A 4,408-nucleotide genomic window follows, 5' to 3' on the forward strand; every position below is an offset into this window, starting at 1 on the left:
AACTATTAAAACCAAAATAATGAAAATACAATTAAAATACGTCTGCATACTTTGTTACTTTATTTTCTTCACAAAACCAGCAGTTGCACAATCCATTGAAAAAAATGAAATCACTTTTATTAAGGCAGGAAAGTTATTTGATTCTGAAAATGGAAAAATCCTTGCAAACTATGTTATTAAAATTCAAAACAATAAAATAACTACTATAGGAAAAAACATCTCAATTCCCGAAAATGCAAAAATTATTGATTTAACGGAGTACACTGTTTTACCCGGTCTAATTGATGGTCATACACATTTGATGACTCTTGACGACTTAAAAGATGACTATCCTATGGCCGAAAAAGTCTTATTCGAAGGGGATGCTTTAAGAGTGCTTAGAGGTGCTAATCGAGCCAAAACATGGCTAGAAGCAGGTTTTACCACAGTGAGAGACTTAGGAGATTCAGGTCCTTTTCTTGATGTAGCTTTAAAAAAAGCCATCAAAGAAGGAACCACTATAGGCCCTAGAATGTTTGTGTCTGGTCCGATTATTATTTCTGAAGGCGGACAAGTTCCTGGTTTAATTAAAAGTCAAAGAAACGTAATTGAAGATGAATATACTATAATTAAGAATGTAGATGATGCCATAAATGCAGTAAGGATTCACGTCAACTATGGCGCAGATATAATCAAGATTTGTGCGAACAATTCACCCAATAATACTAGCCTTACTATTGATGAAATGAAAGCCATCGTAAAAATGGCACATCGTTATGACAAAAAAGTTACTGCTCATGCAACAAATGACTTGGCTGTTTGGGAGGCAGTAACTGCAGGAGTTGATGGTATTGAACATGGTTATCAAATTTCAGATACTACATTAACACTTATGGCAAAAAAAGGTGTTGTCCTAGTCCCAACCGACATCTCAAAACCTCTTTATAACAAGGTATTAGATATTGTAGATTATAAAGGAGATAAGGATATAGCAATAAAAATGGCTAAAGACAGGTACCAAGACAGATTGCAAAGAGCCATTAAAGCAGGAGTAACAATTGTAACAGGGTCAGATAATTATCTTGATTTTAAAATGCCACAAGGAGAAGCAGCAAAGAATATCCTCATAGCTTATGAAGAAGAAGGAATGAAACCACTTGATATAATAAGATCCTCAACATATTTATCATCAAAATTTATGGGTAAAGAAGATGAACTAGGAATTATAAAAGAGGGAGCATTTGCAGATATTATTGCCGTAAAAGGTGATATAGAAAATGAATTCTCAAGTACGATTTTCAATGTTATCTTTGTGATGAAGAATGGTGAAATTTATGTTGAAAAGGAATAAACAGTTGCTAACATTGTATAAAAATAATGCTAAGTTTAGTGCTTAACCAAGAGTCCTAGCGCTTTTGTTACGTCTGATTTTCCTGCGGAAAATCCTCGCACACAAAACCGCACTATTCTTATACGTAAACGTTGGCCTTCATTATGACTAATCAATGAACAAATATTAAAACTATATATATTAATATTCAAATTAAACCTAGTTACGCTTATGAATCTAACTAAAACCAAAAACCCATTTCTTAATTTATCGATTATTTTAATCATAACGCTGTTTGTTAGTAATTTACAGGCCCAAAAGAAAAGGTTTATTACATCAGACGATTATGAAAAATGGGAATTGCTGAGAACGACTGCAATCTCCAAAGATGGTAATTGGTCAAGCTATCAAATAGACAAGGTGAATAACGACAAAACGACTTTCCTCTATAATATTAATAAGAACACTACAAGAGCTTACCTAAATGCTGCTGAAGCAAAATTCTCTCAAACTGGTGGATGGTTCGTCTATGAAAAAGTATTAAGTGGTAAAGAACAAAAGGCTAAAGAGAAGAAAGAGAAAAAAGAAAAGCCTGAAACCAACGATAAAGTATTGGTCAATTTAACAAACGCTGACACTTTGCTTCTAAAGGGTGTTATAAAATATAGCTTCAGTGAGAAAGATTCCTACCTGGCAATGCTAAGGACAAATGATAGCGTCAACACCCTGGTAATACAAGACCTCAAAACTCAAACACAAATGAGTTTTGGAAATATAAAGTTCTTTGAATGGCAGAAAAAAGGAGAACTTATAGCGATGATCGTGGAAACAAAAGACTCAATAGCGAACGGCATTCAATTATATAATCCCAGTAAAGGAATCATAAAAGTATTAGATCAGTCGGCTCATATATATTCTCATTTAGTATGGGGTGAAAAAGCTGACTATTTATTTGCCATAAAGGCGATAAATCAAGTAAGATCAGATGAGAATTCTTTCCAATTACTTCATTGGAAGGGCTTCTCAAAATTGAATCCTATTTTCTCAATATTTGATCCTAATAAAACAGAATCATTCCCAGATGCTAGAAGAATCTTATCAGATAATATTAAGATTTCAAACGACGGAAACACGGTATTCTTCGAGACCTTTTCTTGGATACAAACTGAAGAAAAAAAGAAAGATAACTCTGAGAAAGAAGATAATAAAAACCCAAAAGTAATTGATGAATATGAAGCCCCCGACTTAGAAATATGGCACAGTAAGGATGAATTGATGATTACTCAACAAAAGAAAAACGCTAATAAAGACTCCGAAGAACCCATCTTATATGGATGGCATGTTGATGATAACAGCAATCTAGCTTTAAGTAATGAACTAGTTGAAAATATTAGCTTACAAGTTAACAATAAGATGATGATTGGTTTGGATCAGACCCCTTATTCATTTGATGCTATGTTTGGTAGGCCAAGCAACGATATCTACCTTATCAATATTGAAAACGGAGAGAAAAAAAAGGTTCTAACCGATATCAGAAGAACTTCGCCGATCTGCCCTAATGGTAAATATTTCATTTATATAGAAGATAATAATTTACATCTATATGATATTGAAAAAGAATCATCTATTAATATTACATCTAGTTTAAACGCTAAGTTTATTCAAGGTGATTCATACGATTACCCCGTAGAGGAAAAACCGCCTTTCAGTGGAGGGTTCTCTGCCTGGAGTAAAGATGGAAGCTCATTCCTATTCAATTCTGAATTTGATGTTTGGCAAGGATTTGTAAATGGAAATCTCTCAAAACGTATTACTACAGGAGAAGAAGATGAAATCATTTACAGACATAGGTTTATCCATCATGAAGATGAATTCGTTGATCTGGATAAAGAGCAGTTCTTTTCAATGAGCGGAAAAAAATCTAAAAAATCAGGATTCTCTAAAGGTATCCTTGGTCAAAAACTGAAGAAGTTAATCTACGATGATGTTAGTATTTATGAATTAGATCAACCTCATATAGAACTTAATTTATTGACTTATAAATCCCAGTCTTTTGACAAATCTCCAAATCTGAATATTACTGACTTAGATTTTTCAATTTCGAAAAAGGTTTCACATACAAATTCTTTTCAAGATGAATATGCCTGGGGTAAGGCTGAACTTATAAATTTTAATAATGCTAAAAATAAAAGCGCCCAGGGAATTCTATACTATCCAGCAAATTATCAAAAGGGTAAGAAATATCCAATGATAACTTATGTATATGAAAAGCTTTCTGATGGTTTTCATAGATATACGGTACCGTCTAAGACTAACTATTATAACACTACGGTCTGGCAACAACAGGGGTATTTTGTATTGAAACCAGACATTGAATTCATATCGGGAGATCCAGGGGTTTCTTCTGCAAAGACACTAGAGAATGCTGTCGCCGCTGTAGTAAAAAAGGGTGATATTGACCCTTCCAAAGTTGGTCTAATAGGACACTCTTGGGGTGGTTATCAAGCAGGCTTTGTACCTACTCAAACTGACATTTTTGCAGCAAGTGTAGCGGGCGCTGGTTTGACTAATTTTATATCTATGTATTTGGCAATAACACCATCATTTGGAGGGTCTCCTGAAAATAATCATTTTGAAGTCTCTCAAGAGCGAATGATAAGTCCACCCTGGCAATCACCTGATAATTACATTCGAAATTCATCTGTAATGAATGTTGAATCTTTGAATACACCGATTCTATTTGAAGTTGGAGACGATGACATGAATGTGAATTGGAGACAAGGAATCGAGTACTACAATGCTGCTCGTAGGGCCGGTAAGCAATTTGTTTTACTAGTGTACGCTAAGGAAGGCCATGGCGTTAGAGAAGAGAAGAACGCATCTGATTATCAACAGAAAATTCTAAGGTGGTTTGGTCATTATCTCAAAGGGGAAGAAGCCCAAGATTGGATCATGGATGGAATTCCTTACAGTGAGCAACAGCGCAGGTTAAAAAAAGGAATAACGAAAGGCTAACCATCTATATAAAAAATAGGCGAAATATTAGTAAAATCAAGGCTTTTGGCTTGTATCAAACTTTGTGCTTAACCGAAAGTTTGG

At 34.3% G+C, this 4,408-nt stretch carries 2 protein-coding genes; both read left to right on the forward strand.

Annotation, left to right across the window (positions count from 1 at the left end):
- Window positions 1–1,330 (forward strand): amidohydrolase family protein (locus tag AAC073_RS24890; RefSeq protein WP_339926497.1); only part of this gene is annotated, 1,330 nt, incomplete at its 5' end.
- A 210-nt stretch (window positions 1,331–1,540) separates the two neighbouring features.
- Window positions 1,541–4,324 (forward strand): prolyl oligopeptidase family serine peptidase, encoded by a 2,784-nt coding sequence (locus tag AAC073_RS24895; RefSeq protein WP_339926498.1) that lies wholly within the window; start codon window positions 1,541–1,543, stop codon window positions 4,322–4,324.
- The last annotated feature ends 84 nt before the right edge of the window (window positions 4,325–4,408 follow it).

It is taken from the genome of uncultured Cyclobacterium sp. (assembly GCF_963977555.1).
In the GTDB taxonomy this organism is placed as follows: domain Bacteria; phylum Bacteroidota; class Bacteroidia; order Cytophagales; family Cyclobacteriaceae; genus Cyclobacterium.

Coding starts and splice junctions, on each gene's coding strand:
- AAC073_RS24895 (WP_339926498.1), top strand. CDS start 1,541: ATGAATCTAACTAAAACCAAAAACCCATTTCTTAATTTATCGATTATT.